Genomic DNA, 14,799 nt, shown 5'->3' on the forward strand with positions numbered 1-14,799 from the left:
TGTCGAGGACCAGCCGCACGGCGCGTTCGCGCACTTCAGGGGAAAACTTGTTCGTTGTCTTGCTCATGATGCTCCATCCTACTCAGGAGTTGGAGCCTCCGGCAAACCCGGCGCGGTTCAGAGGCCCGATACCGGCCATGCAGGGGAAGACACTTCGACGAACACTGATTCACGCCGCGCAGGGTTTCGTTTGGAACCTGCCGAAGGGGTATTCAAGACGATCAGCGAGCGTGCTCGCCTCGATCATGTCGGGGAAGATAGTTCCCCATGGCTTGATCGGGGCAAAAGCGTATTCAAGCTCAGCATGATCGGCAACAACTGGCGCTCGGGCTTCGATCACGCCATCAGGAGCAGCAGAATCTATTGGCTGTTTGGCGGTCGAGTTGACTGGTCACCGCCCGACTTCGAGCAATTCGAGGCGATCAAGGTCCGTTGGCAGCAAGATCATCCAGAAGCAACCGGTCAGCATGCAAGTGTGAGCGGAACCTGGTATTTCCGCTCAGTGATGGAGATCGGCGACTATGTCATTCTGACAGTAGGCAAAAACCGGGCTGTGGCTGTGGGGCGGGTCGTTGGTCCTTACGAATATCGCCCCGATCTCGGTGCCGCCGAGGTTGAAGATACGCCACACTCCCGCAGGGTCGAATGGCTCTGGCAGGATCCGAAGGGTCTCGAACGCCCGAAGTTCTATCCGGAAAGCTTCAGTGCGTTTCAGCCGCTTTACGGCATGACGGAACGCGTTGACTGGGACGGTCTTGAAGGCGCAATTTTTCCCAAGCGGCGAGATTACCCCACATCGACCGCTCGCCCCTTCGTCCTGATCATCGACGAGATCAACCGCGCCAACATCTCGAAGGTTTTCGGCGAACTGATCACGCTCTTGGAATCGGACAAGCGCCTCGGGCGGCGCGACGAAATCCAGCTGACCTTGCCCTATTCGAAAAAGCGCTTTGGGGTGCCGCCCAACCTGCACATCATCGGCACCATGAACACGGCCGACCGCTCGATTGCGCTGCTGGATACCGCCCTGCGCCGTCGGTTCACCTTCAAGGAACTGATGCCGAACCCGGCGGTTCTGTCCCCGAATGTCGGCGGGATCAACCTGCAGAAGCTGCTGGCCACGATCAACGACCGCATCGAGTATCTCTTCGACCGCGAACACCAGATCGGGCACGCCTATTTCACGGGCTGCAAGTCTGCCGAAATGGTCGAGGACGTGATGCGGCACAAGGTCATTCCGCTCCTGTCCGAGTATTTCTACGAGGATTGGTCCAAGGTCGCCGCCGTTCTGGGCGATGGCCCGCAGGGGCCGTCCCGGTTTCTGGAGGCGCGCCGCCTGACGGCGCCGCCGGGAATTGCCGCGGATGATTTCAGCGGCGAGCGACTGCGCTGGCGGGTGAAGGACCGGTTCGACCTCTCAGAGTTCGCGGCCTGATGTCCGCATACTCCGTTCGCGAATGGGAGGCTGTGCCCCATGGCGATGGAAAGGGATGCATTCCGCCGCATCTTGCCCAGCGCCTTGTGGCATTGGCCAAGGCATCTCCCTTCGCCGGGCGCGGTGGCGGTGGCGTGCTGGAGGATCGGCGCCATGACCTACGAGCGCGCGGGGTGGTTGGCGTTCTGGCGGTGCCGGGCTGCACGCTGGAAATCCTGCCGAAGATCGACGTCGGCGAAAAGGAAGGCTCGGCGCAAGAGACGGGTGAAATCCGCAAGCGCCTTGTTCACATGCTCGCGGTGGCCCTCAACCTGAACATCGAGACCGGACGCATGACCGACCTCGACTGGCAGCGAGAAACGCTGCTGGAGATCCTGATCCGCATCTTCTGCGACAAGCTGACCGAGGCGGTTCGCCGAGGAATGCCGCGGCGCTATACCCTCCACGACGACGATCTGCCGACTTTGCGGGGATCGCTGGATATCCCGCGCCAGTTCACCCGCCATCTCGCCAACCCGGGCCGCCTCGCGTGCCGATATGACGAGTTGTCCGAGGATATCGCTATCAACCGGATCATGAAGGCGACCATCGCGCATCTGGCGGGCATGTCGCGCAACGCGACGAACGTGCAGCGGCTGAGGGAACTGGCCTTCGTCTATGCCGAGGTTGCGGAGGTACAACTCCCCGCCTTGCGGTGGGACGATGTTGTCATCGACCGCACGAACAGCGCGTGGCAGGAACTCTTTGGAATGGCTCAGCTGTTCCTGCGCAACCGATACCAGACCACCAGCGCCGGATCGGGGCAGGGATCGGCACTGCTGTTCGAGATGAACGCCCTGTTCGAGGAGTACATCGGCCGTCTGGTGACGCGAGCACTTGCAGGGTCCGAATTCCGAGTGACGCTGCAGGGTGGCCGCCTGTTCTGTCTGACGTCGATTGAGGATGATCGGGCGGTGTTCCAGACCAAGCCCGACATCCTGATCTGGCGCGCTGGTCAGGTCGCCCATGTGATCGACACCAAGTGGAAACGGATTTCCGACCGGATCGACGATCCGAAGCAAGGGGTCTCCCAGGCGGATGTCTATCAGATGATGGCCTATGCCCACCTCTACAAGGCCCCGCGGCTGACGCTGCTTTATCCCCACCACGCTGGCCTCTGTGCCGAGGAAGGGATCCGTGCGCGGTTCCGGGTGACGGGTCAGGAAACGCTGCTGGAAACGGCGAGCTTTGACATCTCCACCGGTGCCGACCTTGTGGACCGCATTCGTGGCCGGATCCTGACTGGCATCGAAGAAATGTCCGCCGCAGAACCGTGAGGGCGAAGGGCACGCCGATGGCAGGTGCACAATTGTGCCCATCGCGGCAGGAGACTGGAATGACCGCAACTGCCATCATCGACCAGCAGCGCCCCGCTGCCGCTCGTTGACACCGTGAATTTATCGTCCGGGCCGGGCAATGCGCTGCGGTCGAGGCGTCTGGCGCTTGCCGCGTGGGGGGCTTTGTCCAGCCCGGATTTCAACTGCACGCCCGCGCTTGATCCCGCAACACGGCGTAGTCGCCGAGCATCCTGACGATGACGGCCCCTTCCGGCAACGCCTCGACCTCGCTGGCGGCCCGCACCTGATCAGCAGCGGTGTACTCGACGACGGGCGGACATGGCGCGCTGGTGTCAGAACCTGCCGTCGCGCAGGCGCTCAGCCAGAGCATCGCGATCAGGAGGGCGGCGGGCGGCGGCGTCGAGCATCTGGCGGAGGATAGCATCGTTTCTCTCTCTGGCTTCAAGCCGTTCGGCAGCGCGCCCGGCGCGTTCACCGGCGCGACGCAGGTTCATCAGGAACAGCAGGATCGCTGCCGCGGCGAGGAAAAGGCCCAGCGCCTTGCGCGCCGGGCCATGGGTGAGGAGCCAGCCGATCACCGCTGGCCCCGCTTCCAGTCGTCCAGCCGGGCGTGGATGGTGATGGCGATGCCGATCAGCGCGATGGCAATCAGCACCCAGCGCAGGGTGTCGAGGTAGGGCACCAGCGGCTGGATCGAGGACTGGGTCTCGGCGAGGATGTCCTGCAGCACTTCAACACCGGCCGCGCCGACGGTGGCCGCGCCAGCCGCGCCGCCACCACGCAGGGTGCGGCTTTCCGACAGGACTTCGCGCGCGGGCGGCAGTTCCGGCGCGAAGGGGACGGGCCGCGCAGGGAAGGGATCGCCCCAGGACCGGGCGGGACCGAGGTCGATGTGCATGAAGCCGGAGCGGGGATAGTATCCGAACCCCAGGAACCCGACCGTCCGCGCCGCCGCCTCGAAGGCCGCTGGATCGTGGTTCGCCATGGCTATGTCGAAAGCGGTGGCCTGCATGTGTTTCGAGGCAGGGGCCCCGCCCACGGCACGGTTGTGTTCCGGGCTGCGGTAGGCTGAGCGGATGATCAGCGGCTTGCCCAGCCGGTCGCGCAGGGCCTGTAGCTTGTCCATGGCTTCCGTGTTGATCTTTATCGCGCCGGTGCCGCGGCAAGCGATCTCGGCGGCCGAGAAGTTCGGCCAGCGCCATGTGTTGGCGGGCACATCGCGCCAGTGGGGGTAGGACAGGGTCGGCATGGTGGATCCTCCAGATGAAAAAACCCGCCTCTGGGGCGGGTGGGGTGTCGGTTGCCAAGGGTCAGGAAATTCAGTCGGATCGGCCGCGCTGGAAGGCGTCGAAGAGCATGTCGCGCATCGAGCGGATGTCCGTCTCGATCCGGTCGAGGCGGTCGCCATCAACCTTGCGATCTTCGCTGCGCTGCTTGTCGGTGCGGTCGCGTTCAGTGATGAGTTCGCGATCAAGCCGGTCCAGCAGGGCCTCGTTCGTGAACGCCTTGCGCGTGATCGCCGCGATCAGGGCCAGGGTGCCGCCGATCAGGGCGGTCAGCGCGGCGGTGATCCCGTGGTCCCGAAAGGCCCGCGCGACCGCGTTGGCGAGTGTTGTCTGGTCGTTCATGATGGTCCTTTCATTGCCACAGGCTGCGGTCGGTCAGAAGTCGGTTTCCAGGTAGACGCCGGCGCAGTCGTAGGCGACAGCGGCGGCGGTCGCGCCGGTGTTCATGAAAAGTCGCGGCGACAGGAACTGAGTCGCGGCGGGCAGGTCGGCGGTGATCTCCTGCTCGAAGACCGCACCGGAGACCTCATCGACAAAGCGAACCCAGACGGATGACCCATTCGGTGGCGCAGCGATGAACAGGGTCAGCACGCCGCCCGTGGCGATGGCGAAGGACGCGCCCATGTCGGTCAGGGTCGGCGCGCCGGTGCCGTCGTTCGCGACCAGTTGCCAGCGGATGTGCGTCCCGCGCTGGAAGCCGATCCCGATGCAGTTGAGGACGGCGGCCAGCGTCAGGGTGGTGGCAAGCGCGGCGGTCGAGCCATAGAGGCCGAAGAAGCCCATGCCCGTTGCCTGCAAGGTCGTCAGCGAAATTCGCGTGACGAAGGTCCAGCCGCCGAGACCAGCCGCATTGCCGCGCCAGCAGGCCCAGCCTGCGGAACGCTGGTCGGCAACCGAGTCCACGGCGGCCGCCGAGGTCAGACGCCATCGCCGCATGCTGGCCGCGAGGTTCGTCGCGGCCAGCGTCGGGTGCGACACGGTGCCGACCGAGGTGATCGGCAGGCCCTCGGTCGTGATCGTGGTGCCGGTCGAAGGCGCCCAGTTGGCGATCCGGTTCACCCCGAAATGCGGCTGCAAAGGAAAGTCCCGCCCCGAGGGGCGCATCACGTCGATCCACGGTGCCCCAGCGCGGCTGCGCGCATACACAGCGGCTTTGCCTGCCGGTGGAGGCGACGGCGCAGCGGCCAGTCCCGGCAGGACCGTAGGCTGCGGCAGTTCCACCTGGCCGCTGGTCCGGTCGATGCGGATCGCGTCGAAGAAGGCCGACCCGTCCGGGCTGACCTTGAAGCTGAAATCGTCATTCCCGAGCAACCCGATAAGGGCGCGGGCCGAGAAGCCGGTCTTGAAGGCAAAGGCCGCGTCGTTCCCGGCAGCGGCCTTGTTTACTGTGGCTTCGATCCCGGCCCCGGCGTTGTTCAGCAGAACTGCCGGTGTGTTCACCGACAGACGGTTGAAGCTGTCGGCCGTGGCCCCGCCGAGGCCCAGAAGCTGCGCGGTCAGGTTCGCCTGCGGCATGCCGACCTGCGTGACCGCATTTGCGAAGGTGACGGTTGGCGTATTGATGACGGTCGTCCCGCCCGCCCCGGCGGTGGCCGAGCCGATGTTCACGACGGTGGTCGACCCGGAGGCACCGCCGGTGCCGATGTTCACCGTCTTGGTCACGCCCATCGTCGTGGCCCCGGTGCCCATCCCATAGGTGGCGGTCGTCGTCGCCGTGCCGATGCTGGCCGACGCGGCCGAGACGGTGACCGTGCCCGAGGCGGTCAACGTGCCGGAGAAGGTCTTGTTGCCGGTGAAGGTCTGGGTGCCTGCGAGGATCGCCAGTTCCGACGAGGTGTTCGGCAGGGTGAAGCTGCGCGTGGTCTCGGCGCTGATGCCCGCCAGCGAGAAGGTGGCCTTCTTGGTCGGGTCCGCATCGTTCACCAGTCTGAAGACCGCGTCCGACACGTCGCGCGGCTCGCCCACCACCTCCCAGGCCGCACCGTTCCAGACGAGGAACAGCCCCTCAGCCGCGACCCAGACCAGCCAGCCGGTGCGCGGCACCAGCCGGATCCACGCGCCGTCGATCCAGAAGGCGATGTTCAGATCCCACCCGGCCCAGAGCCCCGTCGCGCCCGACGCGACCAGATGCCGGTCGCCATCGGCGGAACTGGCCGGCGGCGCTGTGCGCGTGCGGTCGAGGACCGAGAGCTGCACCAGGGCATCGAGCAGGCGCAGCGCCTCGTTGTGCGTGACATGTTTCTGGGCTTGGGCGGCCAGGAGGTAAGGCAGGCCCAGGTGGGTCGTGGTGTCGGACATCGGAAATCCCGTCAGAATTGGAGGGTCACGGAGGCGGGCGTGCCGCGGCCAAGGCGGTTCGAGAGCTGGTAGATGCGGATCACAAGCGTTTGGCCGGGCCCGAGCGGCGCACCCCAATCGGCAGTCTGCTGGGCGGCGGTATATAGGACGGAGGTCGTGGTGCTGGTCAGCGTGCGCTTGACGGCGGTACCATCGAGGATCTGGACATCGTAGCTTTCCAGGTCCTCGGCGAGCGGCACCTCGACCTGTTCCCAGGCATCGGCGACCAGCGCGCGGGACCGGCGCGTCCAGCGGATCGTCAGATCGCCCGGGCTGCGGGCCGTTCGCCAGGGCTGTTCGACATGGACCGGCGCGAAGGGGACAAGGCCCCGCCCGGTCGAGGTGAAGCCCAGCGCGGCATAGCTGTCATCGGTGACAGCGCGCGCGGCCGGGCCCACGCGCCAGTTCCACGGTAGACCGAGATCGGCCTCGGCAATGGGCAGCGAGGCCAGCGTGGCGTCCAGCACCACGACGCGCGCGCCGGCCGGAGCGGGATTGCCCATCGCATGCTCCGTCCCGCGCTGGCCGCGCAGCAGGCGGGTCAGGCGGTACCGGCCGGGGGCGATCAGTTCGGCTCTGCCCGCCTGGACGATCTCCCACACACCTGCTGCGGACTCGACCGCCAGTGCGTTCGCCCCGCCGAACAGTGCGACGTCCGTCACGCTCTCCAGCGTGCCCGACAGAAGATCGACGGCCAGTGCGTTGCCAAGATCGAAGCGGGAGGTTGGCCCCGGAAAGAAGTCGAGAGCCAAGGTGCCGATCCGCGCCCGACCGCCGAAGGTGGTCAGGAGGTTGAAGCCATCCGTCGAGGCGCTGCGGAACACCGCGATCTCGCCCGGCCAGGGGCTGGCATGGGCGGCGATCAGGGGGCGATGCGCGAGCTGGTCCTCCGAAATCTGCGGCAGGTCCAGCATCACCACCTCGGGCGTGCCGAAGACGACGGGGCTGGCGAGCGAGGCCGGTCGGGGATCGCCGGGCGGGAGGTCGTAAGCGGCGCGGTCCTGCCGGACGGCCTCGATACCCCGCGCTTCGGCATCGGCGACGGAGACCAGCCGAAACTCGACCTCTCGGCCGTCATGTGCCAGCCGGATCACGTCGGCGGGATCGAGGGCCAGCTTTGAGGGCGGAAGGCGGAAGGTGGCACTTTCCCGGCCGATCCAGGCTTCCATCAGCGCGCGGCGGCACCGGCGTTCCGCCTCCTCGGGTGGCACCGCCATCGGGAAGCTTTCCGAGGCGATCCGCGTCGTGTCCACGGTGATGCGGCGGGCTTCGACAAGGGCCGCGTCATAATCCTCGTCGGCGCGGGCAACCTGCCACTTCAGCGCCTGCGGCAGTTCCGTCTCCTGGCCCCGGGTCAGCTCAAAGGCCTCGCCTTCCCGGCTGGAGACCAGATCATCCACCGTAAGGGTGAGGCTCGATGCCCGCCCGCGCATGACGAAACGGATGGCGCCCTCCGTCTCGATGGCATCGAACCCGAAATGCCGTGCCAGCGTGGAAATCGACGCGCGGGGGCTTTCCAGCGCGCCGATCACATAGCCCTCGACCGCGCCCCAGAGGCCTGAGACGTCGATCAGGCTTTCCGCCAGCCCGGCGCGCAGGCAGAGGTGACGCACAAGGGCGGCGAGCGACACCGCACCCAGCCGTCCGGTCAGCCAGTGGCCAAGCCGCCAGTTCGGACCATCCGTCCAGACCCCGGTCAGTTCGGGAAAGAACGGATAGGGCCGCGCGTCCCATGTCCAGGCGGCGCATTCGGGCACATGGACCATCCGGCCGCCGTAGACGGACGACGTCGGGTTGTTCGTGGCATCGCCCCACCAGAGATACGTCGCCTCGAGATACGCCCGCTGGATCGGGTCATCCCGCCAGCCCCGCGAGAAGTGCGGCGTGAAGCTCTCGGACGACTTGGGATCGAAGAAGACGTTCGGCTGGTTGGTGCCCCGGTCGATGGCCGGGCAGCCCAGCTCGGTGAACCAGATCGGCTTGGACTGTGGCGCCCACGCCGTCGGCGTCCCGCTTTCCACCCCACCGGGTCGGTCATAGTGCGGGTTCGACCACCAGGCGCGCAGATCCTTGTAGCGGAAGACCCACGGCTTGCCTGCGGCCCCGTCGGTGATGGGGGTCCGGACCTGTGCGGAGCGATCCGCCGCGCTGGCATAGAACCAGTCGAAACCCTCGCCGCCCGCGATGTTGCCCTGCAGGTAGGCCCGGTCATGGATGGCGGGCCAGCCTTCCAGCGCATCGGCGTGGTCGGAGCCGTCACGCCAGTCGGAGAGCGGCATGTAGTTGTCGATGCCTATGAAGTCGATGTTGGCATCCGACCAGAGCGGGTCGAGGTGGAAATAGACGTCGCCGCTGCCGTCGCCGGGCTGGTGGCCGAAGTATTCCGACCAGTCGGCGGCGTAGCCGACCTTGGTGCCCGGCCCGAGGATCGCCTTCACGTCAGCCGCCAACGCCTTGAAGGCCGTCACGGCCGGATAGGCACTGGCGCTGGACCGGATCGTTGTGAGGCCAGGCATCTCGGTGCCGATCAGGAAGGCATCGACCCCGCCCGCCACCGCGCAGAGATGGGCGTAGTGCAGGATCATCCGGCGCAGGCCCCAGTCGCCCGAGGGGCCGGTCCAGCTGACGCTGTCGCCCGACACCGAGAACTGCGCCGGAGTGGCCGCGCCGAAGAAGCTGGAGACCTGCGTCGCCGCAGCGGTGGTCTTGTCCGCGGTCCCCACAAAGCCTGCCGCCGGGGAACAGGTGATCCGGCCCCGCCATGGGAAACTCGGCTGGCCAGGCGTCGCGGCATTCGCGCTGTAGGGGTTTGGCAGCGTGTTACCGGGAGGGACGTCCATCAGCAGGAAGGGATAGAAGGTGACGCGCAGGCCTCGCGCCTTCATCTCCTGGATCGCCTGCACCACCGCGAAATCCGCAGGCGTTCCGCCATAGACCGGGCGATCCTCAACGTCGCGACTGACGAGATGGGCTGCAGCGCGGGAAACCCCGTTGACCGTCCAGACCTTGGGGCTGGTGGCCTTTGTCGCCACCTCGACGCCGGGCTTGATGGTGCAGTTGCCCGCGCGCAGATCGTTGCCGAACCAGGCGACCACCAAGCTGACGCTCTCGACAGCCGGGGCCATGGCCTGCAGGCGATCCAGCGCCACGACGATGTCGGGCTCATCCGGCAGCGCGTTCAGGTTCTCGGCCGAGGTCGTGCCGCCGGTGGTCTGGCCGAACACCGTGGTCGTGGCGCCCACGGTCTTGCGAACAGCCTCGGTCGCATAGGTGAACTCGCCCGAGGCCGGGATCATGGTCACGGCCTTGACCAGCCCCTCGGCGGTGTCGGGATCGGCCAGCGGGCGGAACACCTCGAACGACAGTTGCGGCAGGCGATTGCCGTAGGTTGCCAGCGCCAGTTCCTCGAAGACCACATAGGCCGTGCCGCGATAGGCGGGCGTGTTGGCCGCCCCCATCTTCGCCGCAATGAACGGGTCGGCTGTCTGGGTCTCGTTCCCCGGATACCAGCGCCATGTGACGCCGGAGAGGTCCATCGGCTTGCCGTCGGCCCAGATGCGGCCGATGCCGGTGATCGGGCCTTCGCACAAGGCGACCGCGAAGCTGGCGTAGTAGAGGTATTCGGTCGTCCGGACCTTTCCACCACCACCGCCCTTGCCACCGCCCTGCGTGGTGGTCCTGGTCTCCTCGCGGAAATCCGTGGCCCAGATGATGTTGCCGCCCATCCGCATGCGGCCGTAGAGCCGCGGGATGACAGCGCCTTCGGTGGCAGAGGTGATGCGCAAGCTGTCCAGACGCTGGCCCTCGATCTTCTGCGCGGGCGCCAGCGACGAGACGATCCAGCTGTCGACGACCGTGCCCACTGTCGATCCGATGAAGCCGCCGATGGCAGCCCCGGAAAAGCCGAGGATCGCGCCACCGAACGCCCCGCCGATGGCGGAACCGACGGCGCCGAGGACGAGCGTGGCCATGGGAGACTCTCAGCGTGCGGGGAACAGGAAAGCGAAGGCGATGCGGCGTCGCCAGGTGGGTGTCAGCGCTTCCTCGATCACGCCGAGGCGTTCGTAGGCGTGGAGGAAGGTGTCGGGGCCGGTGAGGATGCCCACATGCTTGGCGATGGCGCGCGGCATCATGCGGAAAAGGACCAGCGCGCCGGGCGGCGCATCGGCGGGTGCGATTTCCGGCATCATCGCCCGCGCCCCGTCCGCCAGCACCTCGCGCGGCCCGGTCTCGCCCCAATCCCGGCTGTAGGGCGGGATCGGAAATGGCTCCGGCCCGACCACCTCGCGCCAGACACCCCGCGCGAGGCCGAGGCAGTCGCAACCGACCCCGCGCAGGCTCGCCTGGTCGTGGTAGGGCGTGCCAAGCCAGGATCGCGCGACGGCGATGACGCGGGCCGGATCGGCGGTCGGGACGGGCACGATCACAAGACCGCCCCCTCGTGGCCGCCGTCCTTTGTCGCGTAGCGCAGGACAGTGTCCTGCCCGGGGATATGCGGGAAACCGCGGAAGTTCGCGACGTTGGCGAACTTTGTCCCGCAGGTGGCAATCCGCTTGTCGCAGCCCGCCCGAACCATGAAAGCATCCGTCGCCGCGATCTGGCGCACCGGGGCTTCCAGCAGGGTCAGGATCGCCACGCCATCGACGAGGTCGTGAGACAGCACCTCGACCCGCCGCCCCGCATTCGCGCCGGTCGACCATTCCACCAGACCGAAGGCAAACCAGCCCGCCGCGAAACTGCCGAGACCGGAAGCGGTGAAAGCCCGGTCCCGCAGCACATCGATCACGGCGCCGGTGCCCTTGAAGGTCGGGGCATCAAGGTTCACGCCGCAGCGTGTGTCGCCCAGCGCGGCATCGCAACTCGCCTGGAACGTCCGCCCGACCGTCTGGCCGAGCACATGGGCAAGGCTTCGCACCTCGGCCACGAAGGCCAGCCGCCCGCGCCGGATCTGGCCGATGGCACCGCGCCGCATCAGCACGCGCTGGTTCGTATCGGCCCAGTTCACCCGCCAGACCTCGACCTCGGCATTGTCCCATCGGCCGTCGAGGATGTCCGTCTCGGTGATCCGGTCGGAGGACAGCACGCCTTGGGCATCCTGCGCGTCCACCGACAGGTCCGACCCCGACCGCACCTCTGACGCCGTCAGCCCGCTTTCGGGTTCGAACTCGGTGCCATCGAACGACAGCGTCCGGTCATGGTCCGTGAAACCGAAGGTCACGCCGTCCGCTCTGGTGATGCGCCAGCACCAGGACAGGGTGGTGGTGCCATCGTCGAGATGCGCCTGCAGCGCGGGGTTCAGGGACTTCATGTGCGGATCTCCAGAAGCGGGATCGAGGTGATCGACCCGAGCCGTTCGAGGTCGAGGGTGACGTCGAGGGCGTCGGTGCCGAAGCGGACGGGGACGTCGAACTCGAAGCCTGCGGTGATGGCGACGCCTGCGGCGGGAGCTGTGGTGAAGGTGATGAGGCCGGTGGTCGTGGAGACCGACCAGCCGGAGGCCTGGGGCGTGCCGTTCAGCGCGATGGTCACGGTGCCCGCGACGGGCCTGTTGATGGTTCGGGTCCAGAACTGCGCGCCGGAGGTATAGCGTTTGGTCAGCTGGAACTGCGTGGCCGACCCGTTGCCGGTGCCAATCGGCTGGTCGCTCGGACCCACCGTCTGCGAGGGCAGGCAGGACTTGAAGTCGGCCCAGTCCTTGAAACGGAAGCCGTGGAGGCGGCCGTTGCGGGCCTCGAAGAAGGCGACGACCGCCGCCAGATCGTCGGCGCGGCGGATGCCATAGGCCACATCATAGCGGCGGCGCGAGTTGGACCAGCTCGCGTTGCGCTCCTCGGACCCGCTCGCCAGTTCGACGATCTGCGTGCGCCGTTCGGGACCGCCGCGCGCCCCGCGGCTGATGTTGTCCGGAAACCGGACCTCGTGAAACGCCATCACATCCCCCTTCGGCCCAGCGACACGGCGCGGGCGACGTCGCTGGCGATCTGTGTGCGGGACTGGCGGAAGCTCTCGGCGTCGCGGGCGTTGATCGTGACGTTGACAGTCGAGCCACCCGCCTGGCCGTACCCTGCCGCCTCCCGGCGCGAGAGCACCCGTTCGCCGCGTTGCAGGATCGCTGGCACCTCGTCGGGCCGCAGCCCGGCCCAGCCACCGTTGTGCATGCGCGGGGCACCCGCAAAGGCCAGCGCCGGGACCATGCGTCCGGGACCAGGGGCACCGACCATCCCGCCCGCATGCAGGATGTTCGCGAAAATCCCGCCCGCTCCGCCCAGCGCGCCGGAAAGGGCATTGGCGATGGGACCGAGGATGAAGCGGCGGGCCGCGAGCTTGGCCAGATCGGCGATCATCGACGTGACCAGTTCGCGGAAGTCGAGTTTGCCGGTCTTCACGAAGTCGCCGATGGCGTTCTCGGCGCTCTGAAACGCGCCCACCAGCGCGCTGCCGACGTCCCAGCCAATGTCGCGCGCCTTGGCGGCGTAGTCGGCGAGGGCCGCCGTAACGGCTTGCCAACCGGTCAGCGCGTGCTCGGCTCCGGCGGCAGTATCAGCCCCTGCCTGTCGTCCGGCCGCTCCGGCGCGACTTGCCGCCCCGCCGGTTTCGTCCAGTTCTCCGCCCAATGCCCCGGCCGCAGCAGCGGCGTCCGCCAGCGCGGTCTCGGCCTCTGCCCCCGTGCCCGTCACTGCATCCTTCAGCGCCTGCCAACTGGCGAGCGGCCGACCGGCAGCGTCAGCAAGCATCCCGGCCGCCTCGCGATAGCCATCGGCCCGAGCGCGGGCGTCGTCGGCCATGGCACCGAGCCCAAGATCGGGCGGCTCGAGGTAGGTCCGCGACAGCGCTGCCGAGAAGGCATCCGCCGCCGCGGCCCCTGCGGCCGTTGCCGCGCCTTCGAAGGGATTGCCGACGCGACCGAGTTCGACCGGGTCGAGGATACCAATCCGGACACCGCCTTCGCCGATCGCCCATTCGGGCAGCAGCGCGAGGGCCGCGTTCAGCGTCTCGATGAAGCTGTTGATGCGGGTGACGACGCCGTTCAGCATCGCCTCGACGCCCGAGATCAGACCGTTCGCCGCCTGGAAGGCGAAGTCGCCGATGGCCCCGGGCAGACTGCCCCAGATCGCCACCGCCGCGTCATAGGCCCCCTGGAAGATCGCGGCCGTCCGGTCGCCGAAGCTGACCACGCCTGCGATGGTGCCCTCAATGGCCGAGAGACCCGCAGCCTTCAGCCCCTCCCATCCGGCCGCCATTCGCGCCAGCGCTGCGTCCAGCGTGAGACCGATGCGTGACCAGACCTCGCGAGCCAGTTCGCCGAGCAAGCGGAACGCCTCGCCCACGCCGCCGACGCGGGCGACGAGCTGCGAGAACTGGTAGACGAGCTCGCCCGCGCCGACGATCAGGGCCCCGATGCCGGTGCGGATGAGCGCGCCGCGCAGGAACACCAGAGCGGTGGCAAGGCCCCGGACGGAGAGAGCGGCGGCGGCCATCCCCGCGACCCAGCGCCCAGCCATCACGGCGGCGAAGGTCGCGGCATGGGTGGCCAGTCGCCCGAGGTTGTCGAAGAGCGCCGTGATCGCCTGCCCGATGGGGCCGGTCGCCCGCGCCATGTCGGCGAGCTTGGTGGCGATGGTCTCCAGCGCCGGGGCGACGGCCACGGTCAGGCGGTTCACGAGGCCGGTCCAGATCAGGCTGAGCCGCGCGATGGCGTCGCCCGTCCGCTCGATCTGGGCCGCATCGGCCGCGCTGACGGCCACCCCGAAGTCCTGCACGTCGCGGGCGGCGTCGCGCAGCGTCGCGCTGTCGATCCGCAGGAAGGCGAGCGCCGCCCGGTCGCCGAAGAGGTCGGAGGCCACGGCCGCCCGTTCGGCCTCGGGCACATAGCGGGCCAAGGCGTCCTGAATGGCGACGATACGCTGGTCGAGCGGCAGGGACTGCAGTTCCCCCGCCGTCAGGTTCAGCCGCCGGAGCGCGCCGACGGCCGCGCCAGACCCGCTGGCCGCTTCCGACAGCCGGGTGGTCAGCTTCTTCGTCGCCTGCTCGATCTCGCCCAGCGACACGCCCGCCAGCTCCCCCGCCCAGGTCAGGGTCTGGATGCTCTCGACGGTCGTGCGCATCGACTGCGCGAGCTTCGCCTGTGCGTCGATGTTGGCGAGCCCCGAGCGCACCATCGCCACCCCGGCCGCCGCCGCGGCTGCGGAAACCGCCGCCAGCGCGATCCCGGCCCGGCGCGCAAAGGAGGCCAGCCGCGTGTTCGCCAGTTCCATCTCGCGGCTGAGCCGACCGAAGCCATGGGCACCGGCCTCGCCGATGCCTTCCAGTTCGGCACGCACGCGACGTCCGCCCTCCGCCACGAGGCGGACGGAGACCTTCTTCTCGGCCATTGCAGCTTTCCTTGCTTTTCCGGGGTCTCGTT

11 protein-coding genes are annotated in these 14,799 nt (G+C 67.8%); 2 read left to right on the forward strand and 9 right to left on the reverse strand.

Annotated elements, in window-relative coordinates; all coding sequences use genetic code 11:
• Positions 1–1,435: AAA family ATPase (locus ACK4IU_RS13655; RefSeq protein ID WP_409736124.1), on the forward strand; the 1,435-nt coding region annotated here is incomplete at its 5' end.
• An 86-nt stretch (positions 1,436–1,521) separates the two neighbouring features.
• Positions 1,522–2,751, forward strand: a complete 1,230-nt coding sequence (locus ACK4IU_RS13660) for an McrC family protein (RefSeq protein WP_409736126.1) — start codon at positions 1,522–1,524, stop codon at positions 2,749–2,751.
• 353 nt (positions 2,752–3,104) lie between these two features.
• Here the strand turns inward: ACK4IU_RS13660 and ACK4IU_RS13665 are convergent, their stop codons facing one another.
• The 9 genes from ACK4IU_RS13665 to ACK4IU_RS13705 all read right to left on the reverse strand — a co-directional run bounded on the left by ACK4IU_RS13665 (position 3,105) and on the right by ACK4IU_RS13705 (position 14,767).
• On the reverse strand, positions 3,105–3,350 hold the full coding sequence (locus ACK4IU_RS13665) for a hypothetical protein (protein WP_409736128.1): 246 nt from the start codon (positions 3,348–3,350) through the stop codon (positions 3,105–3,107).
• Positions 3,347–4,021 carry a YcbK family protein gene (locus ACK4IU_RS13670; protein ID WP_409736130.1) on the reverse strand — a complete coding sequence of 225 codons (675 nt, stop codon included), beginning with the start codon at positions 4,019–4,021 and terminating at the stop codon, positions 3,347–3,349. The genes ACK4IU_RS13665 and ACK4IU_RS13670 overlap by 4 nt, the downstream gene beginning before the upstream one ends.
• A gap of 70 nt (positions 4,022–4,091) precedes the next feature.
• The gene (locus ACK4IU_RS13675) at positions 4,092–4,400 is read right to left on the reverse strand and encodes a hypothetical protein (RefSeq protein WP_409736132.1); all 309 of its coding nucleotides are present in this window, start codon (positions 4,398–4,400) and stop codon (positions 4,092–4,094) included.
• 33 nt (positions 4,401–4,433) lie between these two features.
• On the reverse strand, positions 4,434–6,356 hold the full coding sequence (locus ACK4IU_RS13680; protein WP_409736134.1) for a DUF2793 domain-containing protein: 1,923 nt from the start codon (positions 6,354–6,356) through the stop codon (positions 4,434–4,436).
• 11 nt (positions 6,357–6,367) lie between these two features.
• Positions 6,368–10,366 (reverse strand): glycoside hydrolase TIM-barrel-like domain-containing protein, encoded by a 3,999-nt coding sequence (locus tag ACK4IU_RS13685; protein WP_409736136.1) that lies wholly within the window; start codon positions 10,364–10,366, stop codon positions 6,368–6,370.
• Positions 10,367–10,375: 9 nt separating this feature from the next.
• On the reverse strand, positions 10,376–10,822 hold the full coding sequence (locus ACK4IU_RS13690) for an NlpC/P60 family protein (RefSeq protein ID WP_409736138.1): 447 nt from the start codon (positions 10,820–10,822) through the stop codon (positions 10,376–10,378).
• Positions 10,819–11,703, reverse strand: a complete 885-nt coding sequence (locus ACK4IU_RS13695; protein WP_409736140.1) for a DUF2163 domain-containing protein — start codon at positions 11,701–11,703, stop codon at positions 10,819–10,821. Before ACK4IU_RS13695 ends, ACK4IU_RS13690 begins: the two co-directional genes overlap by 4 nt.
• Entirely contained in the window at positions 11,700–12,326 is a 627-nt protein-coding gene (locus ACK4IU_RS13700; RefSeq protein ID WP_409736142.1) for a TIGR02217 family protein, read from the reverse strand. The genes ACK4IU_RS13695 and ACK4IU_RS13700 overlap by 4 nt, the downstream gene beginning before the upstream one ends.
• Positions 12,326–14,767, reverse strand: a complete 2,442-nt coding sequence (locus tag ACK4IU_RS13705; protein ID WP_409736144.1) for a phage tail tape measure C-terminal domain-containing protein — start codon at positions 14,765–14,767, stop codon at positions 12,326–12,328. The genes ACK4IU_RS13700 and ACK4IU_RS13705 overlap by 1 nt, the downstream gene beginning before the upstream one ends.
• Between the last annotated feature and the right edge of the window lie 32 nt (positions 14,768–14,799).

This window comes from Tabrizicola flagellatus (genome assembly GCF_046295235.1).
In the GTDB taxonomy this organism is placed as follows: domain Bacteria; phylum Pseudomonadota; class Alphaproteobacteria; order Rhodobacterales; family Rhodobacteraceae; genus Tabrizicola; species Tabrizicola flagellata_A.